This window comes from Paenibacillus sp. FSL P4-0184, from assembly GCF_038004625.1.
Taxonomy (GTDB): domain Bacteria; phylum Bacillota; class Bacilli; order Paenibacillales; family Paenibacillaceae; genus Paenibacillus_AQ.
The window spans coordinates 2,031,921-2,057,702 of the sequence record NZ_JBBORN010000001.1 but is presented as its reverse complement, the minus strand read 5'-3'; the positions used below and the strand labels follow the sequence as shown (position 1 = coordinate 2,057,702).

At 46.7% G+C, this 25,782-nt stretch carries 20 protein-coding genes and 2 rRNA genes; all 22 read left to right on the top strand.

Annotated features, from left to right (window positions below; all coding sequences use genetic code 11):
- Positions 1-10 precede the first annotated feature (10 nt).
- The 22 genes from tilS to MKY52_RS08725 all read left to right on the top strand — a co-directional run bounded on the left by tilS (position 11) and on the right by MKY52_RS08725 (position 25,685).
- Positions 11-1,453 carry a tRNA lysidine(34) synthetase TilS gene (tilS, locus tag MKY52_RS08830; protein WP_341050960.1) on the top strand — a complete coding sequence of 481 codons (1,443 nt, stop codon included), beginning with the start codon at positions 11-13 and terminating at the stop codon, positions 1,451-1,453.
- 46 nt (positions 1,454-1,499) lie between these two features.
- On the top strand, positions 1,500-2,039 hold the full coding sequence (gene hpt / locus MKY52_RS08825) for a hypoxanthine phosphoribosyltransferase (RefSeq protein ID WP_042183870.1): 540 nt from the start codon (positions 1,500-1,502) through the stop codon (positions 2,037-2,039).
- Positions 2,040-2,148: 109 nt separating this feature from the next.
- Complete coding sequence (ftsH, locus tag MKY52_RS08820) at positions 2,149-4,203, top strand: ATP-dependent zinc metalloprotease FtsH (protein ID WP_341050959.1); 2,055 nt, start codon at positions 2,149-2,151, stop codon at positions 4,201-4,203.
- A gap of 258 nt (positions 4,204-4,461) precedes the next feature.
- Entirely contained in the window at positions 4,462-5,400 is a 939-nt protein-coding gene (gene nadA, locus MKY52_RS08815) for a quinolinate synthase NadA (protein ID WP_042183878.1), read from the top strand.
- 39 nt (positions 5,401-5,439) lie between these two features.
- Positions 5,440-7,056 carry an L-aspartate oxidase gene (gene nadB / locus MKY52_RS08810; RefSeq protein ID WP_076286871.1) on the top strand — a complete coding sequence of 539 codons (1,617 nt, stop codon included), beginning with the start codon at positions 5,440-5,442 and terminating at the stop codon, positions 7,054-7,056.
- Entirely contained in the window at positions 7,046-7,921 is an 876-nt protein-coding gene (nadC, locus tag MKY52_RS08805; RefSeq protein WP_042183890.1) for a carboxylating nicotinate-nucleotide diphosphorylase, read from the top strand. The genes nadB and nadC overlap by 11 nt, the downstream gene beginning before the upstream one ends.
- The gene (locus tag MKY52_RS08800; RefSeq protein WP_042183892.1) at positions 7,918-8,685 is read left to right on the top strand and encodes a type III pantothenate kinase; all 768 of its coding nucleotides are present in this window, start codon (positions 7,918-7,920) and stop codon (positions 8,683-8,685) included. The genes nadC and MKY52_RS08800 overlap by 4 nt, the downstream gene beginning before the upstream one ends.
- A 47-nt stretch (positions 8,686-8,732) precedes the next feature.
- On the top strand, positions 8,733-9,617 hold the full coding sequence (gene hslO, locus MKY52_RS08795) for an Hsp33 family molecular chaperone HslO (RefSeq protein WP_042183894.1): 885 nt from the start codon (positions 8,733-8,735) through the stop codon (positions 9,615-9,617).
- An 8-nt stretch (positions 9,618-9,625) separates the two neighbouring features.
- Positions 9,626-10,570: a peptidylprolyl isomerase gene (locus MKY52_RS08790; RefSeq protein WP_149643859.1), complete on the top strand. Its 945-nt coding sequence runs from the start codon at positions 9,626-9,628 to the stop codon at positions 10,568-10,570.
- Positions 10,571-10,744: 174 nt separating this feature from the next.
- Positions 10,745-11,683: a cysteine synthase A gene (gene cysK / locus MKY52_RS08785; RefSeq protein WP_042123166.1), complete on the top strand. Its 939-nt coding sequence runs from the start codon at positions 10,745-10,747 to the stop codon at positions 11,681-11,683.
- A 354-nt stretch (positions 11,684-12,037) separates the two neighbouring features.
- Positions 12,038-13,645 (top strand): anthranilate synthase component I family protein, encoded by a 1,608-nt coding sequence (locus tag MKY52_RS08780; RefSeq protein WP_445670989.1) that lies wholly within the window; start codon positions 12,038-12,040, stop codon positions 13,643-13,645.
- Entirely contained in the window at positions 13,642-14,223 is a 582-nt protein-coding gene (gene pabA / locus MKY52_RS08775; protein ID WP_341050958.1) for an aminodeoxychorismate/anthranilate synthase component II, read from the top strand. Before MKY52_RS08780 ends, pabA begins: the two co-directional genes overlap by 4 nt.
- Positions 14,220-15,101 (top strand): aminotransferase class IV, encoded by an 882-nt coding sequence (locus tag MKY52_RS08770; protein ID WP_341050957.1) that lies wholly within the window; start codon positions 14,220-14,222, stop codon positions 15,099-15,101. The genes pabA and MKY52_RS08770 overlap by 4 nt, the downstream gene beginning before the upstream one ends.
- Complete coding sequence (folP, locus tag MKY52_RS08765) at positions 15,098-15,955, top strand: dihydropteroate synthase (RefSeq protein ID WP_341050955.1); 858 nt, start codon at positions 15,098-15,100, stop codon at positions 15,953-15,955. The genes MKY52_RS08770 and folP overlap by 4 nt, the downstream gene beginning before the upstream one ends.
- Before the next feature lie 30 nt (positions 15,956-15,985).
- Entirely contained in the window at positions 15,986-16,348 is a 363-nt protein-coding gene (gene folB, locus MKY52_RS08760) for a dihydroneopterin aldolase (RefSeq protein WP_042183904.1), read from the top strand.
- An 11-nt stretch (positions 16,349-16,359) separates the two neighbouring features.
- Positions 16,360-16,911: a 2-amino-4-hydroxy-6-hydroxymethyldihydropteridine diphosphokinase gene (gene folK / locus MKY52_RS08755; RefSeq protein ID WP_076286864.1), complete on the top strand. Its 552-nt coding sequence runs from the start codon at positions 16,360-16,362 to the stop codon at positions 16,909-16,911.
- Positions 16,863-17,072: a helix-turn-helix domain-containing protein gene (locus tag MKY52_RS08750; protein ID WP_076286863.1), complete on the top strand. Its 210-nt coding sequence runs from the start codon at positions 16,863-16,865 to the stop codon at positions 17,070-17,072. The genes folK and MKY52_RS08750 overlap by 49 nt, the downstream gene beginning before the upstream one ends.
- 40 nt (positions 17,073-17,112) lie before the next feature.
- Positions 17,113-18,129, top strand: a complete 1,017-nt coding sequence (gene dusB, locus MKY52_RS08745) for a tRNA dihydrouridine synthase DusB (protein WP_076300985.1) — start codon at positions 17,113-17,115, stop codon at positions 18,127-18,129.
- Between the two features lie 201 nt (positions 18,130-18,330).
- Positions 18,331-18,810: a transcription elongation factor GreA gene (gene greA / locus MKY52_RS08740; RefSeq protein WP_042183910.1), complete on the top strand. Its 480-nt coding sequence runs from the start codon at positions 18,331-18,333 to the stop codon at positions 18,808-18,810.
- 156 nt (positions 18,811-18,966) lie between these two features.
- Complete coding sequence (gene lysS / locus MKY52_RS08735) at positions 18,967-20,487, top strand: lysine--tRNA ligase (protein WP_179085871.1); 1,521 nt, start codon at positions 18,967-18,969, stop codon at positions 20,485-20,487.
- A 449-nt stretch (positions 20,488-20,936) separates the two neighbouring features.
- A 16S ribosomal RNA gene (locus MKY52_RS08730) occupies positions 20,937-22,494 on the top strand.
- Between the two features lie 262 nt (positions 22,495-22,756).
- Positions 22,757-25,685: ribosomal RNA gene (locus MKY52_RS08725) — 23S ribosomal RNA — on the top strand.
- The 16S and 23S rRNA genes sit together here, the layout of an rRNA operon.
- Positions 25,686-25,782 lie beyond the last annotated feature (97 nt).

The following is a 25,782-nucleotide window of genomic DNA, read 5'->3' as shown; positions in this document are numbered from 1 at the left end:
GGGGCCGCATATGGAGCAAATGAATGGACTGGTGGAGTCAGTATTGGAGTCAGCAGCCGAGCACGAGCTGTGGGCGCCCCATGACACCATTGTAGTCGCAGTTTCCGGCGGCCCGGATTCTGTGGCTCTTTTGCATGTTTTGCATGAAATAGCAGTAAACGTTATGCCACTTACCTTAATATGCGCTCATGTGAATCACGGATTTAGAGCGGAGTCTAAGGAAGAGGCAGAGCTAGTACGTGGTATGGCTGAACAGTTGGGACTGCCCTTTGAGTTGGCAGAATTCGATATTCCCTCTTTGGCTAAAGAGAGTGGACTCGGTCCTGAGGGGACAGCACGCGAGAAGCGATACGAATTTCTGATTGATACCGCACACCGTTATGGGGCGCGCTCCGTTGCTCTGGCTCATCATGCGGATGATCAGGCAGAAACGGTGATTATGCGTCTATTGCGAGGAAGCGGTTTATCGGGGCTGTCCGGTATCAAGTGGAAAAGAACAGAAAAAAAGGTGGAACTCATTCGTCCATTCCTACGTATTAACAAAACGGCTCTTCTTGGGTTATGTCAGAATGAAGGTTTCACCTATGCCGAGGATGCAACTAATCTGCTGACGAAATACAAGCGGAATGCTGTTCGATTGGAAGTTCTTCCTTTTCTGGAAAGGTATAACGGCAGAGTGAGACAGTCACTTGTGCAGCTTGCGGAAATTGCAGGAGCTGAGGATGAATATATGGAGGCATCTGCGGTAAAATGCTTTGAGGAGCTGGTTTCGGAAGGGGAAGGGAAATATACCTTTAACAGAGCTTCATTTGCGGCCATACCCTCCGCTTTACAACGGCGTTTGATTAAACTAATATTAAATTATCTGTCGGCGGATCTATCTGCCCTTGATTTCTCCAAGATTGAATCTGTACGTCGGGGAACGCTGCAGAGCTATCCCACCACCTGGAGTTTGGATTTAGGTGGAGGCCTGACTTGTGTGCGGCAATATGATATCATCTTGTTCTCGTCCAAGCCCGCGCAGCAACAGGCAAGCTATACATATCGTCTGTTTTTACCGGATTCCGAGCTTAAGCTGGAGGAAATAGGTAAGGTGATGTCGATGGCGGTGCTGGAGAGAGAAAACTTTTTTGTACAGGGGGAGGATTATGGGAAGATGTCGGCTTGGTTTGACCGTGATGAACTGGTCTTTCCACTAACGATACGTTCCCGATTGCCTGGAGATACCATAAGAGTCATGGGATTAAACGGAAGCAAAAAGGTAAAAGATATTTATATTGATGATAAAATACCTGCTGCTGAACGCTCAATGATCCCCCTCGTTTGTGATGGTTTGGGCAATATCGTCTGGATTCCGGGCGTAAGACGCTCGATGCATGCCGCAGTAGGGCGGCAAACGACCTCGATACTTCTATTGTCTCTAGCAGAGCTGGATGACCGTGAAGAAACGTAATGGTCGATGTAAGTCTTTCATAGTATAACTTAGGAGGTTTCGCAAGTTGCAAAATGATATTCAAGAAGTCTTGATCACCGAAGAGGAACTTCAGCAGAAAATTAAGGAGCTCGGTCGAACACTGAGCGAAGAATACGCAGGACGTACCCCTTTAGTCATTTGTGTACTAAAAGGCGCGTTTATATTTATGGCAGATCTGGTTAAAGCCATTACAGTACCTGTTGAGATGGATTTCATGGCAGTATCTAGCTATGGAGCATCCACCAAGTCCTCTGGTGTTGTCAAAATTATTAAGGATTTAGATGTATCGGTAGAAGGCCGCGATATCTTGATCGTTGAAGATATTATTGACAGTGGCCTTACGCTCAGCTATTTGATTGAGCTACTCCGCAACCGCAATGCTGCTTCTATCAATGTGGTTACCTTGTTTGATAAGCCCTCAGGTCGTACGGTTAATCTGGAAGCCAGCTATACAGGCTTCGTGTTGCCAGACGAATTTGTAGTAGGCTACGGATTGGATTATGCCGAGCGGTATCGGAACCTCCCATATGTTGGAGTACTGAAGCCTGAGATTTATTCCAATTGAACTATTGATTGCCTTGATCATACGGATCGGGCACCCTTGGCTTCCTTTATTTGAGGTGTCCCAAGAGGCTATGGTACAATAACTTGAGTGTTGCGAGAGGAGGTAGGGGATGAATCGGTTCATCCGGAATTCTGGTTTTTATTTGATTTTATTTTTAGTCGTGGTGGGTATTGTCCAGTTTGTGAGCAATGGAAATGAAGCCGCCGATTTCCCTAGATACGACGAGTTACGGCAGGAGATCAAGAGCAACAATGTGAAGGATTTGACGGTTCAGTTTGAGGGTAATGCCTTTTTAGTTACAGGCGAATATAGAGAGTTGCCTGCCGATACTAAATCGAAAAGCTTCTCCACATATATTCCTCCAACAGATGCTGCTATTAATGAACTGATTCAAGCTAGTGATGTTAATGGGATTGAATTAACTCAGAAGAAAATGGAAGGTACCAGCATTTGGCTGACATTCCTTTCTTCTATTATCCCGCTAGTCATTATGTTCATCTTGTTCTTCTTCCTGTTTAACCAGGCGCAAGGTGGCGGCGGTAAAGTCATGAATTTCGGCAAGAGCAAGGCTCGGTTATATAATGAAGAGAAGAAGAAAATCAGCTTCGAGGATGTTGCAGGGGCAGACGAAGAGAAGCAAGAGCTTGTCGAAGTCGTTGAGTTCTTGAAAGATCCGCGCAAATTTGCAGCTGTCGGTGCACGTATCCCTAAAGGCGTACTGCTTGTAGGCCCTCCGGGAACAGGTAAAACATTGCTTGCACGTGCAGTAGCAGGTGAAGCCGGTGTTCCTTTCTTTAGTATTTCTGGTTCCGATTTTGTAGAAATGTTCGTGGGTGTCGGTGCTTCTCGGGTACGTGATTTGTTCGAGAACGCTAAGAAGAACGCGCCATGTATTATCTTCATTGATGAAATTGATGCTGTGGGTCGTCAACGCGGCGCCGGACTCGGCGGCGGACATGACGAGCGCGAGCAGACACTTAACCAATTGCTGGTTGAGATGGATGGATTCGGTGGTAACGAAGGCATTATTATTGTTGCGGCAACTAACCGCGCTGATATACTTGATCCTGCATTACTTCGTCCAGGACGTTTTGACCGTCAAATTACGGTTGACCGCCCTGACGTAAAAGGCCGTGAAGCTGTACTTAAGGTTCATGCCCGTAACAAGCCGCTTACGAAAGATGTAAGACTGGATGTTGTCGCTAAACGCACAACTGGATTCACGGGTGCTGATCTAGAGAATCTGCTAAATGAAGCAGCATTGCTAGCTGCACGTCGTAACCGCAAAGATATTTCCATGATTGAAGTGGATGAAGCCATTGACCGTGTTATCGTGGGTACTGAGAAACGTAGTCGGGTTATCAGTGACCGTGAGAAACGCATTGTTGCTTACCATGAAGCAGGCCATACTATAGCTGGTTATTTCCTTGAGCATGCTGATATGGTGCATAAAGTTACAATTATCCCACGCGGACGTGCCGGCGGATATGTTATTATGCTTCCGAAGGAAGATCGGATGATCGTTACCAAGCAGGAGCTTTTGGATAAGGTTACTGGATTACTTGGTGGACGTGTTGCCGAAGAATTGTTTATTGGTGAGATCGGTACGGGCGCATACAGTGACTTCCAACAGGCTACGCGCATCGTGCGTGCCATGATCATGGAGTACGGTATGAGCGATAAGCTTGGACCTATGCAGTTCGGCTCTTCTCAAGGCCAAGTATTCTTGGGTCGTGATATTGGGCATGAACAGAATTATAGTGATTCCATTGCTTATGAGATTGATCAAGAAATGCAAAACTTTATTACTTCGAGCTACGAACGTTGTAAAGAACTGTTGCTCAAACACTCTAAAGAAATGCACCTGATTGCCAATACGTTACTTGAGAAGGAAACACTTGAGCTTGATCAGATTAAAGAGCTGATTGAACAAGGATTCCTTTCTGAAGATGGTAAGGCTGAGGGTGGCGAAGGCGTTGCGCTTGAAGTTGGCGAACCTGTCATTGATAATATCGGTGATGTGCGTGTCCGCATTCAAGGCAAGTCTGAAGATACTGATTCCACGCCTCCGAACCTATCAAAGGAAATCCCGAACAAACCTGAATCTGAGGGTAATGACGGATCTGATGATGACAATAAAGGCGGCGGAACTGGCCTTACCTAAGCAGGATCACTATTCATAAGATGTAAATTAATCCGGTGAGCGTAATTGCTCTCCGGATTTTTTATTTTAATTTTTAGGTAATTTCATGCTTGGAAGCCTGTCTAGTCACATTGACAGGGGCTGGAACGTTGTGTACATTAGTGATTAATATTACTTACTATTAACATCAGCTTATTCATTTTTTCGGATGATGGCTCATGCCATTTGATAACATCGCACCGGCGTAAAGCCGCGAAGATTTAAGGGGGAGAACAATCGGTGGAAGCTCTGGCACTTGAGCGTAAGCAGGAACAGAATCGAGAACTTCGTATACGTCTTGAACAGCTTAAGAAGGAAAGAAACGCAATCATTTTAGCTCATTATTATCAACGTGATGAAATTCAGGAGGTTGCTGATTTCCGGGGAGACTCTTTTTTACTCGCTCAGAAGGCTGCAGAGACTGATGCAGAGGTTATCGTATTCTGCGGTGTTCATTTCATGGGGGAAAGTGCTAAAATTCTGGCTCCAAACAAAACCGTCCTTATTCCTGATGAACGTGCAGGCTGCCCAATGGCTGATATGGTTAATGTAGACGGTTTGCGTAAGCTTAAAGCGCAACATCCAAATGCTAAAGTGGTGACTTATATCAACTCGTCTGCAGAGATTAAAGCGGAAACTGATATCTGTTGTACCTCTGCCAATGCCGTGAAAGTAATCGAATCCCTCGATGCTGAAGAAATTATCTGGGTACCCGATAAGAATCTTGGTCAATACGTACAAGATCAGACCGGCAAAAAACTGATTATCTGGGAAGGCTATTGCAACACTCATGATATGTTGACTGTTAAAGATGTAGTAGAAATGAGAGCGAAGTACCCAGAAGCAGAATTTGTAGTTCATCCAGAATGTCGTCCGGAAGTAGTGGCCATGGGTGATTATGTAGGTAGTACTACATCCATTCTCGAGTATTGCCGGAAATCTGACCGTAAGCAATTTATCGTTGGAACTGAGGATGGTACAGGATATCAGCTTCGTAAAGATAGTCCGGATAAAGAATTCCATTTTGCTACAAAATTTCTTGTTTGTCCTAATATGAAAGTTAACAATCTAAAAAAACTGGTGAAATGCCTGGAGACGATGAAGCCACAAATCTATGTACCGCCTGCTGTCGCCGACAAAGCCAGAACTTCCTTAGAGCGCATGCTACAAGTCCGGTAGTATGCGCTACTCTTTCGTTGAAACAGGTGAAACGCGGTCATGATTCCACAATATTTGGTTGATTTTGATCTTCGGGATATTCCTAAAGTAAAGACAGATTGTATTGTTATCGGTTCAGGGATTGCCGGATTGTTCACGGCTATTAAAGCTAGTGAAGATCGGCGTGTCATTATGATCACAAAGAAATCAGTAATGGAGAGTAATACTCGCTATGCACAGGGGGGGATCGCAGCTGTAATAGCTGAGGACGATTCCCCTGCTTACCACCGGCAGGATACATTAATGGCGGGAGCAGGTCTTTGCTCATCCACAGCTGTCGATGCACTTGTTAATGAAGGACCAGATAGAGTTCATGAGCTAATTCGTTTAGGTACTCTTTTTGATAAGGAAGATGGGGTACTGGCTTTGACGCAGGAAGGAGCGCATAGTCACCGTCGTATTTTGCATGCTAATGGAGATGCTACAGGTTATGAGATTGTTCGTGCCTTGGCTGAACAGGTAGCTGAACATGAGAACATTGAGGTGTGGGATGATCATTATGTCATTGATCTCATCACTGAAGGTGGAGAATGTGTAGGCGCATTGTTGCAGCGTCCCGGCGGCGGACGGTTATTCCTGCAAGGGGATGCGACTATTTTGTGCTCTGGTGGAGCAGGACAATTATTTAGATACACTACCAACCCTGAAGTAGCTACAGGCGACGGGGTAGCCATTGCTTATCGTGCCGGGGCTCATATACGAGATATGGAATTTATTCAATTTCATCCTACAGCATTGAGTTATCCTGGAGCTCCTAGATTCCTAATCTCCGAAGCAGTCCGTGGGGAAGGAGCGGTATTGCGCAATATTAATGGAGAGCGGTTCATGGAACGATATCATGAGTTGCTTGAGCTAGCCCCACGAGATATTGTAGCTCGGGCTATTGTAAGTGAAATGGAGCTTACAAAGTCAACGTTTGTCTATTTGGATATTACGCATGAATCCCCAGAAATGGTGAAGCATCGTTTCCCTACAATACATGAGACCTGTATGGGCTATGGACTGGATATTACAAGTGATTGGATTCCAGTGGCTCCAGCTGCGCATTATATGATGGGGGGCATTAAGACCGATCTAAATGGGGAGAGTACGATTCCTCGCTTGTTTGCTTGCGGGGAGGTTTCTTCCACAGGCGTACATGGGGCTAATCGATTAGCAAGCAATTCATTATCAGAAGCAGTTGTTTTTGGACATCGTATTATTGAGCGGATTCGCCAATTATCTCCGCTTGGACGTGATGTTACATCAGTTAGTAGCAACGAAGGGCGTGTTGATTCGCCAACTCAAGCTATTGTGGAACGCCGTTTGAAGCTACAAAAGGTAATGGTTCGATATGCTGGATTACGACGTAATGAAGAGACCTTGTCTAAGGGAATAGAAGAATTGAAACGGCAGCTACCCATCTTTGGATCCGTATTGACTAAACGTGAGGAATACGAGTTCGCTAATATGCTGACCTGCTGTTTGCTCGTGACAGAGTCTGCTCTAGCACGGGAAGAGAGTCGCGGGGCACATTACCGTGAGGATTACCCGCAGCGAAGTGATGATCAGTGGCGCAAGCACCTGCTTCAAATTCGCGATCTGGGAATAGTGGAGGAATTAAGCGATGATGTTTAATGGTTACAATGAAGAACTAGTACAATCCATTAAGGCTTGGCTGCGGGAAGATGTAGGTTCCGGTGATGTAACAACACAAATGACAATACCTGTTGGCCATGAATCTAAAGGGATTATTCATGCTAAAGAAGATGGCGTAATTTGTGGTATCCCGATTGCAGAGTTGGTTTTTGAAATTGTTGATCCTACGCTTAGCTTTACAGCCCTTGTAGAAGAAGGTCAAGCAGTGACAAAAGGGACTGTAATTATTGAGGTAGAGGGAAGCACACATGCAATTCTTACGGGTGAACGGCTTGCACTCAACTTGATGCAGCGTCTTTCCGGTGTAGCATCACGTACGTCATCTTTCGTACAGGTGCTCGATGGATTACCGACTCGTCTAGTAGATACACGTAAGACTACACCAGGACATCGTATGCTGGAAAAATATGCAGTTCGTGTTGGTGGAGGCTTTAATCATCGCTTTGGTCTATATGATGCGGTTATGATCAAGGACAATCATATCAAAGGTGCAGGTGGTATTAGGCAGGCAGTAGGTCGTGCGCGGAAGAACATTCCACATACGATGAGCATTGAAGTAGAGACTGAGAACTTAGAGCAAGTCGAAGAGGCGCTGGCAGCAGGTGCTGATATTATTATGCTTGATAATATGTCTAACGAGATGATGAAGCAAGCGGTGGCTAGGATTAAAGCTAAAGCTCCACATGTCAAGACAGAGGCCTCCGGCAATGTATCGTTAGAAACGGTTCGTGGGATCGCAGAAACAGGTGTGGATGTGATTTCTGTAGGACGCCTTACGTACTCCTTTTCCAGTCTGGATATTAGTCTAGACCTTAATGCCAAGAAGGAAGGGTCCTCATCATGATGCTTGCTGTCGATGTCGGTAATACCAATATTGTTCTCGGTGTATACAGAAAGCGCGAATTGTTACATCATTTTCGGCTAAGTACTGCGCGCCAATCCACCGTGGACGAATATGGAGTGCTGATACACAATCTTTTTCAGATGTCAGGGATCTCTGTCAAAGATGTGGAAGGTGTAATTATATCCTCGGTAGTTCCACCTTTGGTTAAGACTATCGTGGATATGTGTATAAAGTATATAGGCAAAGATCCGTTACTCGTAGGACCAGGGATAAAAACGGGACTTAATCTTCGCTATGAGAATCCGCGTGAGATTGGCGCAGACCGGATTGTTAATGCTGTGGCTGCGATTGAACAATATAAATGTCCGCTTGTTGTTGTTGATTTTGGTACGGCTACGACCTTCGACTGTATCGATGCAGGGGCTAATTATCTTGGAGGAGCGATTGTTCCGGGTCTTGTTATTTCTACAGAGGCCTTATACCAGCGGGCGTCGAAACTGCCACGAATTGAGTTGGAGAAGCCTAAAAAGGTTATCGGACGTAATACAGTTCACGCTATGCAGGCTGGTATTATTTTTGGGTATGCAGGCCAAGTCGAGGGGATTGTAAAGCGTATCAAAATCGAGATGAACGCTCCGGAACTGAAGGTTATTTCTACTGGAGGCCTCGCTTCGCTAATTGCGGGGGAGACGGATTGTATCGATGAAGTAAATCCTATGTTAACACTAGAAGGATTACGAATTATTTATGACCGTAACCAATAAAGATAAAGAAGCCTAAAGGGCGAAGAGATAGGAGGGCTATGCACCCAATGGAAAAAAAGAAGGATCGACTTATCCGTGGAACGGCTATGAATGGTAAAGTGAGAGCGTTTGCTGTCCGCACAACAGAATTGGTCGAGGAATTGCGGCGCAGACATGATACGTATCCAACGGCTACAGCCGCACTTGGACGTACAGTTACCGCTGCAGCCATGATGGGCGCTATGCTCAAAGGAAGAGAGAAACTATGTATCATGGTCAAAGGGGATGGACCGATCGGGCAAATCGTTGCGGAGTCCAATGCGTTGGGAGAAGTGTGCGGTTATGTACACCATCCTCACATTCACTTACCTAGCAATAGTATGGGCAAATTGGATGTTGCTGGAGCCGTAGGAACTGAAGGGTTCATTGATATTATAAAGGATTTAGGTTTGAAGGAACCTTATCGAGGTAGTATTCCTATCATCTCCGGAGAACTTGCGGAAGATTTCACTTATTATTTCGCTGTTTCTGAACAAACCCCAGCTGCAGTTGGCTTAGGTGTATTAGTGGATACCGATGAGTCAGTGATTGTAGCCGGAGGGTTTATCGTTCAGCTTCTTCCAGGACTGACGGATGCGGAGATTACGGAGATCGAAAAAGCTCTAGGGGCTATGCCTTCCGTGACAACACTTCTTGATCAGGGCCTAGAGCCAGAAGAAATGCTGCGTTTTCTTTTGCCGGATGCGGTAGTTATGGATGAACTGGATATTAACTTTGCTTGTCAATGTTCGCGTGAGCGGGTAGAGCAGACATTGGTTAGCTTAGGGCAAGATGAACTGGAGAGATTAATTGCAGAAGATGAGCAGGCTGAAGTTGTATGTCATTTTTGCAACGAGGCTTATGTTTTTAATAAGGACGAATTACAGGTCATTTTAGAACAAGCGAAATCGTAGGGCATGGGATGATGACGAGACAGGAACGTGCACTTCGCAATACGGTAGTTATTCTGGCTGTTGCAACTTTAATGCTCGGGGGCCTATTGTTCTGGAGCTTACGCGCCATGGCTCTTCTAAAAGGGGATACAACAGAAAACGAAACACCGGATGCAGCGACTGCAGGCGGACAACCGATAACAGATAAGCAGTGGATGGATGAGCTCAAAAAAAAGCATGGCCACGAAGTGCTGGTTGGAATGATCAATCATATTGTTGTGGAGATGGAAGCAAAGGCTCTGGGGATTACCGTGACCGACGATGAGGTTGAGCAAGAACTTGCACGAACTATGGTTGGATACGGATCGGAAGAACAGTATTATGCACAAATGCAGTCTCAGCTGGGATTATCTCGTCAGGAAGTGTTCGCAGAAACGGCTTATCGTCTGACCTTACAAGCAATAGCCACTGATGGTATTACGATTAAGGAAGCTGATATCGATACTTATTTAGACCAAAACACGGAGCGTTTCACTCCCAAAAGGGAATTGGAACTCTCCATGATTAAGGTTTCATCTTATGATGAAGGCGAGCAAGTAATGGATCGCTTGGAGCAGGGCGAGAATTTTGCTGATTTAGCTAGGGAAGTTTCCATTGATGCAGAGAGTCGGCAGCAAGGAGGCCGTTTGGGCAAAGTAGAGGAAGACGATCCTTTTTGGCCTGAGGGACTGCTTAAGACCGCTGCTAGTTTGGATGAGGGTGATATAGCGGGGCCGATTCAGGCGGAGGACGACTTCGCTATCATTCGACTAGAGAGTATTCACACACAAAATATTCCTGATCAAAAGGAAATTCGGGCGCTGATACGTCAAGAGCTGGCGCTTGAGCAAGCACCCCCTTTACAACAAGTGGAGAGTGATTTGCGCACGAAATATGATGTGGCAATAAATATTGACAACAGCCTGCAAGATTGATAATATGATATTAACGTAAAACCTACCGTTTTAGTCGGAAATAACTAACGGTGGTCCAATATCTATACCCCTTTATAGCAGTTATTATTGCATAATAGGGACACACATACAGAAGAGTAAAGTCACAATTTACGTTCTTATATCGCATTTATCATTCTAAGGAGGTTTTTGCTCATGGCTAAAGTCGTTAACAACGTAACAGAATTGATCGGAGGTACTCCGCTCGTTCGTTTGAATCGTCTGGCACAGGAAGGCTCCGCAGATATTTATTTGAAATTGGAATATCAGAATCCGGGATCAAGCGTAAAAGACCGTATCGCAATCAGCATCGTTGAAGAAGCTGAACGTGAAGGTCTACTGAAGCCTGGAGGTACAATTGTAGAAGCAACTAGTGGTAACACTGGTATTGGCTTGGCACTTGTGGCTGCGGCTAAAGGTTATAAGGCAGTTATCGTAATGCCGGAAACCATGAGCTTGGAACGCCGTAATCTACTTCGTGCATACGGAGCAGAATTGGTTCTGACTCCAGGATCGGAAGGCATGAATGGTGCGGTTAAGAAAGCGGAAGAAATTCTGAAAGAGAACCCAAGCTATTTCCCATCGGAGCAATTCAAGAATAAAGCGAACGTGAAGATCCACCGTGAGACCACTGGACCTGAAATCGTTGAAGCTATTGAGTCCATCGGAGGCCCTCTGGATGCTTTTATTGCAGGTATCGGAACAGGTGGAACGATCACGGGTGCGGGTGAAGTGCTGAAGAGCAAATATCCTGACGTGAAGATCTATGCTGTGGAACCTGCTGCTTCTCCAATCTTGGCAGGAGGCAAACCAGGCCCTCACAAAATTCAGGGTATCGGAGCAAACTTCATTCCTGAAATCCTGAACCAGGACATTTATGATGAGATCATCCATGTTGAGAACGATGAAGCATTCGAAACTGCACGCCGTGTAGCTAAAGAAGAAGGCGTCTTGTCTGGGATTTCTTCCGGTGCAGCAGTATTTGCAGCACTTAAGGTTGCTAAAGACCTCGGTCCTGGCAAGAAGGTAGTTGTCATCATCCCAAGTAATGGTGAACGTTACCTGAGTACACCACTTTACAATTTCGAAGCGTAATTGTTTGCAATAACGTAATTTATAAGAGTCTTCATACCACTTTTCTGGTGGTGATGGAGACTCTTTTCGTTGATTATATGGGCAAAAGGCTCTATGGATATATGACGACCTAGACGTGGTAATTTATTATTTTTGAGAAATGCTATGGTTTTTACTGAAGACTTAAAAGCCATAATAATTTCCTATAGCTGGGGGCTTTTCAATAATGCCTTAAGTACAGTATACTGACAGGCAATATACTACTGATGATTAATAATAAGTAATTGTTAGATAAAACTAAGCAAATGCTTACGAAGTAAGTTTTATTGCGAAGTGATGTCTATGATGTAATGGCTCCATAAAACTTTTAGGAGGATGGCTTTGGAAATCATAACGACATGGCATGAGTGGGAACAATGGGCAGCTGAAGACTGGAGCATGTTCCCCTTGATTATAAAATCACCCAAGTGTTCGGGGGAATTGCCCGCATCCTGGAAGAAGGCCTGGGAACTAGCTTCCGAATACTCCGTAGTGTTGGAGAGTGGCAAGGGTGGCCGCTATACTTACCTAGGTTTAAATCCTGTATCAATATTAAAAGGCAAGGGAGAAGGCGCTGAGGTGTTTAGCCTTTCTCCCGAATCATTGGGTCATACAGCCGATGAGGGTTCACATGAGACTACAACGCTGATAGGTCAGCCGCTAGAGCTGCTACAGCAGTGGATGTCAGGCTTCACCTCGCCAAGTCTAAACGTTCAGGGCATTCCTCCATTTACCGGTGGATGTATTGGATTTCTAGGGTACGATGTGGTTCGCTCATTGGAGCGTTTACCGTCTCTCGCACAAGATGATCCCGGTTTTCCTGATTATCTCTTTATGAGGATGGATGAGGTATGGATTTATGATCACGAAGAGCATGTGCTTTATTGTGCTGTTCACGTCCCGGTTCCAGCAGAATGTGGGATGGAGGATTTGCAGAACCTTTATCTCGGTGCTATAGAACAGGCTGGACGAATGGTAGAGCAGTGGCAGTTGGTATCCGCTGCTTCGGGATTGAACGAAGAGGTCAAAGGTAGCATTGAGGCCCTCACAGATTCCTCAGGGGAGTGGCCGGGTATGACCTCGGCCTTCTCACCTGAGAAGTTCCAGCAGGCCGTGCTGGACGTTCAGGAATACATCCGCCAAGGCGATGTATTTCAAGTGAACCTCTCGCTGCGCCAGGAGGCGCAGCTGAAGTCCTCGCCGGAGGATGTTTACGAATGGCTGCGCAAGCTCAATCCGTCCCCGTACATGGGGCTCTTGCGGTCGCCCGGCTTCGCGCTATCCAGCGCTTCACCGGAGCTGCTCGTCAAGCTGCACGGGGACAAAGTGAGCGCACGGCCAATCGCCGGCACCCGGCGCCGAGGCCTGACTCCCGCGGAGGATGCCGCCATGGAGGCGGAGCTTCGCGGGAGCGAAAAGGAGATCGCCGAGCATATTATGCTTGTCGATCTGGAGCGCAACGACATCGGGCGTGTCGCTGCGTATGGATCCGTCAGCGTGCCTGAGCTAATGACGGTGGAGCGCTACTCTCATGTGATGCATCTCGTTTCGCAGGTAGAGGGCCAGGTCGCACCGGATAAGGATGCTTATGCTGTAATCGCAGCATTGTTCCCAGGGGGAACGATTACAGGCGCGCCCAAAGTAAGAACAATGGAAATCATTGAAGAGCTGGAACCGGTTCGGCGTGGGCCGTATACAGGATCCATGGGCTTTATTGACTATAACGGAAATATGGAATTAAATATTATTATTAGAACACTGGCTGTAAAGGATGGAGTCGGATATATTCAGACAGGTGCGGGCATCGTGATCGACTCTGATCCATACCGTGAATACCGTGAATGCCATAATAAAGCCAAAGCGGTAGTGAAGGCAGTACTCTGTAGTGAGTTACAGCAGGAATCCCAAACTACCAGCGGCGCCGAAGGGGGAGAAACACTGTGATCTTGGTCATCGATAATTATGATTCCTTTACGTATAACCTTGTACAGTATTTGGGTGAACTTGGGGAAGAGGTTAAAGTACACCGCAACGATGAAATTACCATTGAAGAGATTGAAAAAATGGCTCCCGATCATATTTTAATTTCTCCAGGACCATGTACACCTAATGAAGCGGGGATCAGTTTGGAATTGTTACATCATTTCAAAGGTATTATTCCGATCTTCGGCGTATGCCTTGGGCATCAGGCGATAGGCCAAGCATTTGGTGGAAATGTTATTCGCGCAGAGCGTTTGATGCATGGAAAGACATCCCCGATTCATCATAAGGGCACGTCGGTTCTTGAAGGTCTGGAGTCTCCTTTTACGGCAACGAGATATCATTCTTTGATTGTAGAGCGCGAGAGTCTGCCGGATTGTCTGGAGATTACAGCGGAGACTGAAGAAGGGGAGATTATGGCACTGCGCCATAAAGAATACCCTATCGAAGGTGTGCAATTCCATCCGGAATCGATTATTACGGATCATGGTCATACGATGCTGCGTAATTTCTTGAAACGGAGAGCCGGAGAAACGGCATGAAATATATAGGATTTAACAATGGTGTCATTGATGCAAGACAAGCCGTGGTTTCCGCCCTGGATCACGGTTTTTTATACGGCATAGGATTGTTCGAGACCTTTCGGACGTATGGGGGAGTGCCTTTTCTGCTGGAGCGTCATTTGAAGCGTATGGCAGAGGGCTGCAAGGAGCTTGGTATTCCATTTGCGCAGGATGTTGAACAGCTGCAGGAGTGGATCCAGCGTGTTATGGACAAAAATGAATTAAAAGAAGCTTATATACGCTATACCGTGACCGCTGGTGAGGATATTCTCGGATTACCTGCGGGCGACTATTGCGAACCCAATCATTTGCTGTACATCAAAGCGCTGCCGAAAGTATCCGAAAAGATATATAGCGAAGGCAAAGACCTGCAACTGTTGTCCTTACGGCGTAACACTCCGGAGGGAGCAGTGCGATTCAAGTCTCTGCATTATATGAATAATATTTTGGCCAAGCGTGAGCTTAGGGGCTATGCCTCTGCGGCGAATGGTGCTGAAGGACTGATGTTGACTGCACAAGAGATCATAGCAGAGGGCATTGTCAGCAACATCTTTTTTATAAAAAACAATATTCTCCACACTCCAGATATCTCAACTGGGATTCTACCGGGAATTACCCGGGAAATGGTAATGGAGCTGGCTCGTAGTGCTGGGATTAGGGTAGAAGAGGGCGCATATCATTGGGAGCAGTTAAAAATAGCCGACGAAGTATTTCTTACTAATTCCGTACAAGAAATTGTCCCGGTCACAACGCTTTGGGAAAAAGATAAAAAATTTACCGTTGGCGATGGCCTTTGCGGCAGAATGACTTCGGATTTGATTTCATTCTATAGAGAAAGGACTGGAATACCGAAATGAGACCAGCCATATTCAAGCGGACATACCGCTGTGGAAATACTGATTTGGAATTGGGAAATCGAACGCTGATTATGGGCATCCTGAATGTAACCCCGGATTCTTTTTCAGATGGAGGACTTTGGGATGATCCGGACAAAGCAGTAGAACATGCGCTACAAATGGCCGCAGACGGTGCTGATATTATAGATATTGGTGGAGAATCTACCCGTCCTGGTCATAAACCAGTGGGGCTTGAAGAGGAATTAGCTCGTGTATTGCCTGTCATCGAGAGTATTCATCGAGCGGCACCGCATATTCCGTTATCTATAGATACCTACAAAGCTGAAGTGGCACGCCAAGCTATTGCTGCTGGTGCCCATATCATTAATGATATATGGGGCTGTAAAGCTGATCCGGAAATGGCGGCAGTGGCAGCTGCTGCGGACTGTCCCATTATTTTGATGCATAACCGGCAGGACCGTGATTATACGAATCTAAGTGCGGATATGTCGGCAGACCTTAAGGAAAGTATTGATCTTGCTTTAGCCGCAGGAGTGAAGCCGGCCAATATCATCTTGGATCCAGGGATCGGCTTTGCGAAGGATTTTAATGAAAATTTGCAGGCGATGATGCTTTTGGACGGGTTGACTGAGTTTGGCTATCCACTGTTACTGGCGACTTCACGCAAAAAATTCATCCGGACCGTACTTGATTTGCCCGCTGATGATGTTGTGGAAGGTACCGCAGCTACAGTAGCCTTTGGTATTGCTCAGGGCTGCCAGATCGTACGAGTGCATGATGTGTCCCTAATAAAACGAACGGTCAAGATGTGTGATGCGATGTTGTATGCTGCACCTTTATTGGTGCGTGAATAAAGATATTTTATAAAAAGGGCGGGTTTAAAGATGGATAAAATGACACTGCATCGAATGGAATATTACGGATATCATGGTGTGTTTGAAGAAGAGCGTAAGCTGGGCCAACGTTTTTACATTGATTTGGAGCTGGAACTTGATCTACAGGGAGCGGGCCAGAACGATGATTTGAACCAAACCGTAAACTATGCTGAAGTGCATGAACTGGTCAAAAACATTGTCGAAATAAAGTCCTTTAAGTTAATTGAAGCTCTGGCAGAATATATTGCATCCTCCGTACTGGACACTTATACTGTTATCAATGCAGTAACGGTAAAGGTAACTAAACCGCATCCGCCATTCGACATTCATTTTCAGGGAGTGACTGTGGAGCTGCGCAGAACTAGAAAGTGAGAACAAAGTCCATGAATATACATTCCACCTCTGAAGAATCAGAGGCTTATATTGCTTTAGGGGCTAATTTGGGCGACCGTGAGGGCACGCTGTCAGAGGCTTTGAACAGACTGAATAATCATGATGAAATATCGGTAGTTCGCTGCTCCAAAGTCTACGAGACAGAGCCAGTAGGTTATTTAGATCAGCCGCAGTTTCTTAATATGGCAGCAGCTTTGCGCACGACGCTTGCGCCAGAGACCTTGCTGGAAGTAATGCTGGGGATCGAAACGCAACTGGGTCGTATCCGGGATATTCGCTATGGACCGAGAACGGTAGATCTAGATTTATTGTGGGTAGAGGGCCAGACACTTGATACTCCGCATTTAACGTTACCGCATCCGCGTATGTTTGAGCGTGCATTTGTAATGCTTCCGCTCAGTGATATCGTTCCACAGAATGAACAGTCTTCCGGACTCCGCAAGTTGATTACAGCAGCGCTTCAAGACATAGACGGGAAGGAAGGAATTCGGTTGTGGACAACAAGCGTATGGGACGGAGGGTCAGGGCATTCCGCAAGCTAAAAGGCTATACTCAGCAGGAACTTGCGGATCTCACTGGGATTTCCTTGGCTGTGCTTGGCGCAGTCGAGAGGGGCAATAGACGTTTGGAAGATCAAATTTTAGATAAAATTGCGAATGTCCTAGGGGTTACAACCGAAGAATTGGTAAACCCTGACTCATAATTTTTAAGCAATTTAAATAGGAATAATGGAAGTGATACGAATGCTGAAGATTGGCGACATTGAGATGAAAAATCAAGTTGTTCTGGCACCTATGGCTGGGGTGTGCAATCCGGCCTTTCGTCTAATCGCTAAAGAGTTTGGTACAGGTTTAGTCTGTGCGGAAATGGTGAGCGACAAGGCTATTATTCACGGGAATACGCGTACTCGCGAAATGTTGTTTGTAGATGAACGGGAGAAACCGCTTAGTTTGCAGATTTTTGGCGGGGATAGAGAATCACTGGTGCAAGCAGCTAAAGTGGTTGATAAAGAAACCAATGCTGATATTATCGATATCAATATGGGATGCCCAGTGCCTAAAGTAACTAAATGTGATGCGGGAGCCCGCTGGCTTTTGAATCCCGATAAAATCTATGAAATGGTCTCTGCGGTTGTCGATGTTGTCGATAAACCCGTAACCGTGAAAATGCGGATTGGCTGGGATAGCGAGCATATTTTTGTCGAAGATAATGCACGTGCAGTAGAACGTGCCGGTGGCAAGGCTGTCAGTGTACATGGACGAACACGGGAGCAACTCTACACGGGGCGTGCGGATTGGAATTATATCAAGATGGCAAAAGAAGCGGTCTCCATTCCGGTTATCGGCAATGGTGATGTCAATACACCTGAAGATGCTCGGGCTATGCTTGATCAGACCGGTTGTGATGGCGTGATGATCGGGCGTGGTGCGCTAGGTAACCCATGGATGCTGTATCGTACGATTCAGTATTTAAGCACCGGGGAACTGATGCCTGAACCTGGATTGGATGAGAAGATTAAGGTTGCCATTCTTCATATGGATCGGCTGGTTGCACTTAAGGGAGAAGCAGTAGCCGTTCGGGAGATGCGTAAGCATATGGCTTGGTATTTAAAAGGCCTGAAGTCTGCTGCACGAGTAAAGGATGTGCTCATGTTAGAGACAGAACGTGATGGAATGGTGAAGATTTTGAATGATTTTGTCGTTCAGCTAAAGCATGAAGAAGAGAATAAGGGTAATGAAATGTCTGCTTCGGCAGTATAAACGTTGTTTTCCTTACGCTTTTTGAACACATCCCACTTTATATGTGGTGTCATTGACATTTTGTAGCGGTTCCAATATAATTTCACAGTATAAAATCGCCGTTACAGTAAGAGCAATGCAGCAGGGAGGGTTCTTATCCTCCTAGATTAGCATATAGTATGGTGTTTTCAATAAATGTATACGACAGGAGAATCGGTTGAGATGAGCGATAAAGAAGTCATCCTTACGCCGGACGGGCTAAAGCGTCTGGAAGATGAGCTGGAATTCCTCAAATCTGTGAAACGCCGCGAGGTTGCTGAACGGATTAAGGTAGCGATTGGCTACGGAGATATCAGTGAGAACTCGGAGTATGAAGACGCGAAGAATGAGCAGGCTTTTATCGAAGGACGCGTTATCACCTTGGAGAAGATGCTTCGCAACGCGCGCATCATTAATAGCGACGAGATCGTTACTGATGTGGTAAGTATCGGTGTTACTGTAAGTGTTGAAGATTTGGAATATGGTGACACTATGGAATACACGATCGTAGGTACAGCGGAGTCCGATCCACTGAATAATAAGATCTCCAACGAAAGTCCAGTAGGCAAAGCCATCATCGGCAAGAAAATAGGCACGATTGTTGACGTTAATACACCTGCAGGCGTTATTCAATATAAAATTCTCGATATCAGAATGAAGTAGTGTACAGATCTTATAGTCTGTAAATAGATGTGCTGCCGAATGTATAAGTAGTTTTCTTGTATGCAGGCAGATAAGGGAACATTGTTTGGGAAAGCTTCCTTAGGGAAGCTTTTTTTCAAAATATAAGGGATTTATATCTGCAAGGGGATGAATAGCATGACCGAGGAAATGAATAATGTGGAGAATGCAGAGAACGAACTTAGTGAGCTTTTGCAAATCCGCCGTGCCAAATTGGACGAGCTAAGAGGACTTGGTATCGATCCTTTCGGTAAAAAGTATGAGCGTACAGCTAACGCTGGCGACCTAGTATCGAAGTATGATGGACTTTCTAAAGAAGAATTGGACGAGCTATCTGTTGAAGTCAGCATAGCGGGTCGCATTATGGCAAAACGTGTTATGGGTAAAGCCAGTTTTGCGCATATCCAAGATCTCAGTGGAAGAATTCAGCTTTATGTTCGTCAAGACAGCATTCCTGAAACGCAATACGCAGCGTTCAATGTTCTCGATCTAGGAGACATCATCGGCGTTCGCGGAACAGTATTCAAAACCAAAACAGGCGAGACCTCCATCAAAGTGCATAATCTCGAAGTCTTGTCCAAGTCCTTGTTGCCGCTTCCTGAGAAATATCATGGTCTTAAAGATGTAGAGCTGCGTTACCGTCAGCGCTATGTTGATTTGATTATTAATCCGGAGGTTCAACAGACCTTTATTGCTCGTTCAAGAATCATTCAATCTATGCGTCGTTATTTGGATTCACTTGGCTATCTTGAAGTTGAGACACCTACACTTCATGCGATTGCCGGTGGAGCTGCAGCGCGTCCGTTCATTACTTACCACAACACACTTGAAATGCAGCTTTATATGCGTATTGCTATTGAGCTTCATTTGAAACGTCTTATTGTTGGTGGACTGGAAAAAGTATACGAAATCGGTCGTGTATACCGTAATGAAGGAATTTCGACTCGTCACAATCCTGAGTTTACTATGATTGAGCTGTATGAAGCTTATGCTGATTACAAGGACATCATGAACCTTACGGAGAATATGATCGCTCATATTGCCCAAGAGGTATTAGGAACTCAACAGGTCGACTATCAAGGCAAGCCGGTAGATCTGTCGCCAGGATGGCGTCGTGTAACTATGGTTGATGCCGTTAAAGAAGTAACCGGTGTTGATTTCAGTGTTCATATGACAGATGAGGAAGCACAGGCTCTGGCAAAAGAGCACCGTGTACCTGTAGAAAAGCACATGTCTTTCGGTCATATCCTTAATGCTTTCTTCGAGCAATTTGTAGAGGAAACTCTGATTCAGCCTACCTTTGTAATGGGACATCCGGTTGAAATCTCACCACTCGCGAAGAAAAACGATGAGGATCCACGCTTCACCGATCGTTTTGAATTGTTTATTGTGGGTCGTGAACATGCGAATGCATTTAGTGAATTGAATGATCCGATCGACCAGCGTCAACGCTTTGAAGCTCAAATCCAGGAGAAAGAGCAAGGTAATGACGAAGCTCATGAAATGGACGATGACTTCATCCGTGCTTTGGAATATGGTATGCCTCCTACAGGTGGATTGGGAATCGGTGTAGACCGTTTGATCATGTTGCTTACCAATTCTGCATCTATTCGTGACGTACTGCTATTCCCGCATATGCGCAACCGTACAAACGAATAGTATTAATACAACAATGAGCACAGGGGAGCTGTCTAGCGGCGGTTCTCCTTGGCTACTGTTGATCAGAAGGTAAAGATTCTGGTATCGTTATGAGGATATATAGCTTAATACTAATTTGTTTGAAAAAAAGTGTTGCAATGAATCTCTATACATGATATATTCTAAGTCCGGCCAAGAAATACACATGCCGAGCTCGAAAAAGAAGTTAAAAAAAGAGCTTGACATTAAACGGCTGAACATGATATAGTATAAGAGTTGCTGCTGAGACATTAAACGGCTCCAACGAGAACTTGATCTTTGAAAACTGAACAACGAGTGAGTAGGAAATCACGAAAGTGAAATCCAAAACTGATGAGTTTCACAGCGTATTTTACGCTTTTGAAATTTCATCGTGAGAATTAATTTTCTCGTCAGATGTTTCAAAATGAGCATATCGCTCTTTTCAATACTAATTGGAGAGTTTGATCCTGGCTCAGGACGAACGCTGGCGGCGTGCCTAATACATGCAAGTCGAGCGGAGTTACTTTGAAAGCTTGCTTTCAAACTAACTTAGCGGCGGACGGGTGAGTAACACGTAGGCAACCTGCCCCTTAGACTGGGATAACTACCGGAAACGGTAGCTAATACCGGATAATTTCTTTTTTCTCCTGAAGGAAGAATGAAAGACGGAGCAATCTGTCACTGAGGGATGGGCCTGCGGCGCATTAGCTAGTTGGTGGGGTAACGGCCCACCAAGGCGACGATGCGTAGCCGACCTGAGAGGGTGAACGGCCACACTGGGACTGAGACACGGCCCAGACTCCTACGGGAGGCAGCAGTAGGGAATCTTCCGCAATGGACGAAAGTCTGACGGAGCAACGCCGCGTGAGTGATGAAGGTTTTCGGATCGTAAAGCTCTGTTGCCAGGGAAGAACGTCCGGTAGAGTAACTGCTATCGGAGTGACGGTACCTGAGAAGAAAGCCCCGGCTAACTACGTGCCAGCAGCCGCGGTAATACGTAGGGGGCAAGCGTTGTCCGGAATTATTGGGCGTAAAGCGCGCGCAGGCGGTCATTTAAGTCTGGTGTTTAAACCTTGGGCTCAACCTGAGGTCGCACTGGAAACTGGGTGACTTGAGTACAGAAGAGGAAAGTGGAATTCCACGTGTAGCGGTGAAATGCGTAGATATGTGGAGGAACACCAGTGGCGAAGGCGACTTTCTGGGCTGTAACTGACGCTGAGGCGCGAAAGCGTGGGGAGCAAACAGGATTAGATACCCTGGTAGTCCACGCCGTAAACGATGAGTGCTAGGTGTTAGGGGTTTCGATACCCTTGGTGCCGAAGTTAACACAGTAAGCACTCCGCCTGGGGAGTACGGTCGCAAGACTGAAACTCAAAGGAATTGACGGGGACCCGCACAAGCAGTGGAGTATGTGGTTTAATTCGAAGCAACGCGAAGAACCTTACCAGGTCTTGACATCCCTCTGAATCCACTAGAGATAGTGGCGGCCTTCGGGACAGAGGAGACAGGTGGTGCATGGTTGTCGTCAGCTCGTGTCGTGAGATGTTGGGTTAAGTCCCGCAACGAGCGCAACCCTTAACTTTAGTTGCCAGCAAGTAATGTTGGGCACTCTAGAGTGACTGCCGGTGACAAACCGGAGGAAGGTGGGGATGACGTCAAATCATCATGCCCCTTATGACCTGGGCTACACACGTACTACAATGGCCGGTACAACGGGAAGCGAAACCGCGAGGTGAAGCCAATCCCATCAAAGCCGGTCTCAGTTCGGATTGCAGGCTGCAACTCGCCTGCATGAAGTCGGAATTGCTAGTAATCGCGGATCAGCATGCCGCGGTGAATACGTTCCCGGGTCTTGTACACACCGCCCGTCACACCACGAGAGTTTACAACACCCGAAGTCGGTGGGGTAACCCGCAAGGGAGCCAGCCGCCGAAGGTGGGGTAGATGATTGGGGTGAAGTCGTAACAAGGTAGCCGTATCGGAAGGTGCGGCTGGATCACCTCCTTTCTATGGAGAATCGTCTTCTGCAATGAAGACATTCAAATCGGAAGTTAAACTTCCAAATCTCAGGTTTAGGCCTGTTACTCACTCGTTGCTCAGTTTTGAGAGTTTAAGCTCTCAAGTAAGACTTGATCCTTGAAAACTGGATACCGAAACGAATTTGCGTTTTAGAACATCTTTTAGCAACTTGTGCAAACAAGTAAATGTTATTAGTGAGATGATTTCAAAGAGAATGTCATTGTATGATATTTTCCTGCGGAAAAATCAAGGTTAAGCTAATAAGAGCACACGGAGGATGCCTAGGCGCCAGGAGCCGACGAAGGACGTGGCGAACAACGAAACTGCCTCGGGGAGCTGTAAGCAAGCTTTGATCCGGGGGTGTCCGAATGGGGAAACCCAGCTGTGGTAATTCGCAGTTACTCATCTCTGAACACATAGGAGATGTAGAGGCAGACCAGGGGAACTGAAACATCTAAGTACCCTGAGGAAGAGAAAACAATAGTGATTCCGTCAGTAGCGGCGAGCGAACGCGGAACAGCCTAAACCTAAGAGCTTGCTCTTAGGGGTTGTGGGACGTCTCACATGGAGTTACAAAGGAATATGGTAGGTGAAGAGGTCTGGAAAGGCCCGCGATAGAGGTAAAAGCCCTGTAACCTAAACTGTGTTCTCTCCGAGACGGATCCCGAGTAGTGCGGGGCACGTGAAACCCCGTATGAATCCAGCAGGACCATCTGCTAAGGCTAAATACTACCTGGCGACCGATAGTGAAACAGTACCGTGAGGGAAAGGTGAAAAGCACCCCGGAAGGGGAGTGAAATAGAACCTGAAACCGTGTGCTTACAAAAAGTCAGAGCCCTATTAATGGGTGATGGCGTGCCTTTTGTAGAATGAACCGGCGAGTTACGTTTAACATGCAAGGTTAAGTCGAGAAGACGGAGCCGCAGCGAAAGCGAGTCTGAATAGGGCGATTGAGTATGTGGACGTAGACCCGAAACCGTGTGATCTACCCCTGTCCAGGGTGAAGGTGCGGTAACACGCACTGGAGGCCCGAACCCACGCATGTTGAAAAATGCGGGGATGAGGTGGGGGTAGCGGAGAAATTCCAATCGAACTCGGAGATAGCTGGTTCTCCCCGAAATAGCTTTAGGGCTAGCCTCGGTATAAGAGTAGTGGAGGTAGAGCACTGATTGGGTGCGGGGTCCGCAAGGATTACCAAGCTCAGTCAAACTCCGAATGCCATATACTTATTGCCGGGAGTCAGACAGTGAGTGCTAAGATCCATTGTCAAAAGGGAAACAGCCCAGACCATCAGCTAAGGTCCCCAAGTGTGTGTTAAGTGGGAAAGGATGTGGAGTTGCACAGACAACCAGGATGTTGGCTTAGAAGCAGCCACCATTGAAAGAGTGCGTAATAGCTCACTGGTCGAGTGACTCTGCGCCGAAAATGTAACGGGGCTAAACACACCACCGAAGCTATGGCTAGATACGTATGTATCTGGGGTAGGGGAGCGTTGTATGTGGGTTGAAGGTGTACCGTAAGGAGCGCTGGACAGCATACAAGTGAGAATGCCGGTATGAGTAACGAAAAGATCAGTGAGAATCTGATCCGCCGAAAGCCCAAGGTTTCCTGAGGAAGGCTCGTCCGCTCAGGGTAAGTCGGGACCTAAGGCGAGGCCGAAAGGCGTAGTCGAAGGACAACAGTTTGAAATTACTGTACCACCGTAATCCGCTATGAGCGATGGGGTGACGCAGGAGGGTAGTGACGCGGACTGATGGATATGTCCGTCTAAGCAGTGAGGCTGATGTGTAGGCAAATCCGCACATCATTAAGGCTGGGCTGTGATGGGGAGCGAAAATTATAGTAGCGAAGGTCATGATCTCACACTGCCAAGAAAAGCCTCTAGCCAGGAGAAGGTGCCCGTACCGCAAACCGACACAGGTAGGCGAGAAGAGAATTCTAAGGCGCGCGGAAGAACTCTCGTTAAGGAACTCGGCAAAATGACCCCGTAACTTCGGGAGAAGGGGTGCCCCGGTAGTGTGAATAGCACGAGGGGGCCGCAGTGAAAAGGCCCAAGCGACTGTTTAGCAAAAACACAGGTCTGTGCGAAGCCGCAAGGCGAAGTATACGGGCTGACGCCTGCCCGGTGCTGGAAGGTTAAGGGGAGTGGTTAGGGGTAACCCGAAGCTATGAACCGAAGCCCCAGTAAACGGCGGCCGTAACTATAACGGTCCTAAGGTAGCGAAATTCCTTGTCAGGTAAATTCTGACCCGCACGAATGGCGTAACGACTTGGGCGCTGTCTCAACGAGAGATCCGGTGAAATTTTAATACCTGTGAAGATGCAGGTTACCCGCGACAAGACGGAAAGACCCCATGGAGCTTTACTGCAGCTTGATATTGAATTTGGGTACGATCTGTACAGGATAGGTGGGAGCCGTAGAAATCGGAGCGCAAGCTTCGGTGGAGGCGCCGTTGGGATACCACCCTGATCGTATCTAGGTTCTAACCTAGTACCCTTACCGGGTACGGGGACCGTGTCAGGCGGGCAGTTTGACTGGGGCGGTCGCCTCCTAAAGAGTAACGGAGGCGTTCCAAGGTTCCCTCAGAATGGTTGGAAATCATTCGAAGAGTGCAAAGGCATAAGGGAGCTTGACTGCGAGACCTACAAGTCGAGCAGGGACGAAAGTCGGACTTAGTGATCCGGTGGTACCGCATGGAAGGGCCATCGCTCAACGGATAAAAGCTACCCTGGGGATAACAGGCTTATCTCCCCCAAGAGTCCACATCGACGGGGAGGTTTGGCACCTCGATGTCGGCTCATCGCATCCTGGGGCTGAAGTAGGTCCCAAGGGTTGGGCTGTTCGCCCATTAAAGCGGTACGCGAGCTGGGTTCAGAACGTCGTGAGACAGTTCGGTCCCTATCTGTCGTGGGCGCAGGAAATTTGAGAGGAGCTGTCCTTAGTACGAGAGGACCGGGATGGACGTACCGCTGGTGCACCAGTTGTTTCGCCAGAAGCATGGCTGGGTAGCTACGTACGGACGGGATAAGCGCTGAAAGCATCTAAGCGTGAAGCCCCCCTCAAGATGAGATTTCCCAATTAGTAAGACCCCTTGAAGACGACGAGGTAGATAGGTTGGAGGTGGAAGTGCAGTAATGCATGGAGCTGACCAATACTAATCGGTCGAGGGCTTATCCTACACTTAAAACGCAAATTCAATTCGGATTCAGTTTTCAGGCATCAAGCCTGTACACGCTTAGAAATTCATTCTCACTTTTGGTGATGAACCGAATTTC

Bases quoted from the DNA above. Each gene is read 5' to 3' on its own strand.
- tilS (WP_341050960.1), top strand. From the start codon at position 11: ATGGAGCAAATGAATGGACTGGTGGAGTCAGTATTGGAGTCAGCAGCC.
- ftsH (WP_341050959.1), top strand. From the start codon at position 2,149: ATGAATCGGTTCATCCGGAATTCTGGTTTTTATTTGATTTTATTTTTA.
- nadB (WP_076286871.1), top strand. From the start codon at position 5,440: ATGATTCCACAATATTTGGTTGATTTTGATCTTCGGGATATTCCTAAA.
- nadC (WP_042183890.1), top strand. From the start codon at position 7,046: ATGATGTTTAATGGTTACAATGAAGAACTAGTACAATCCATTAAGGCT.
- MKY52_RS08800 (WP_042183892.1), top strand. From the start codon at position 7,918: ATGATGCTTGCTGTCGATGTCGGTAATACCAATATTGTTCTCGGTGTA.
- hslO (WP_042183894.1), top strand. From the start codon at position 8,733: ATGGAAAAAAAGAAGGATCGACTTATCCGTGGAACGGCTATGAATGGT.
- MKY52_RS08790 (WP_149643859.1), top strand. From the start codon at position 9,626: ATGATGACGAGACAGGAACGTGCACTTCGCAATACGGTAGTTATTCTG.
- cysK (WP_042123166.1), top strand. From the start codon at position 10,745: ATGGCTAAAGTCGTTAACAACGTAACAGAATTGATCGGAGGTACTCCG.
- MKY52_RS08780 (WP_445670989.1), top strand. From the start codon at position 12,038: ATGGCTTTGGAAATCATAACGACATGGCATGAGTGGGAACAATGGGCA.
- MKY52_RS08770 (WP_341050957.1), top strand. From the start codon at position 14,220: ATGAAATATATAGGATTTAACAATGGTGTCATTGATGCAAGACAAGCC.
- folP (WP_341050955.1), top strand. From the start codon at position 15,098: ATGAGACCAGCCATATTCAAGCGGACATACCGCTGTGGAAATACTGAT.
- folB (WP_042183904.1), top strand. From the start codon at position 15,986: ATGGATAAAATGACACTGCATCGAATGGAATATTACGGATATCATGGT.
- folK (WP_076286864.1), top strand. From the start codon at position 16,360: ATGAATATACATTCCACCTCTGAAGAATCAGAGGCTTATATTGCTTTA.
- dusB (WP_076300985.1), top strand. From the start codon at position 17,113: ATGCTGAAGATTGGCGACATTGAGATGAAAAATCAAGTTGTTCTGGCA.
- greA (WP_042183910.1), top strand. From the start codon at position 18,331: ATGAGCGATAAAGAAGTCATCCTTACGCCGGACGGGCTAAAGCGTCTG.
- lysS (WP_179085871.1), top strand. From the start codon at position 18,967: ATGACCGAGGAAATGAATAATGTGGAGAATGCAGAGAACGAACTTAGT.